The sequence below is a fragment of the Ruoffia sp. FAM 20857 genome (genome assembly GCF_045528645.1).
Taxonomy (GTDB): Bacteria; Bacillota; Bacilli; order Lactobacillales; family Aerococcaceae; genus Ruoffia; species Ruoffia halotolerans.
Window position 1 is genome coordinate 1 of record NZ_JBGQRB010000147.1, and the last position, 255, is coordinate 255.

Genomic DNA, 255 nt, shown 5'->3' on the forward strand with positions numbered 1-255 from the left:
TACGTTTATACTCTCCATGAGCAGTTGACGGTGAATAACTGCCATCCTTGTTTGAATTACGATGTAATTCTCTTGAGATAGTCGATTTAGAACGGTCCAGGGTCTCGGATATATGCCCGATAGTTTCACCTTGTTCATACATTAGGAATATTGTTTCTCGCTCATTCATGGTAAGATGTGTGTATGGATTCATAGCTTTCTCCTTCTAATAGTTGGTTGGTACATCTATTTTATAGGAAAACTATGGATCTTTTT

At 37.3% G+C, this 255-nt stretch carries 1 protein-coding gene; it reads right to left on the minus strand.

The genetic code is table 11. From position 1 onward, the window contains the following. Positions 1–193, minus strand: a 193-nt coding sequence (locus ACEN4N_RS11620; protein WP_407094281.1) for a helix-turn-helix domain-containing protein, incomplete at its 3' end; no start/stop codon positions are given. Positions 194–255 lie beyond the last annotated feature (62 nt).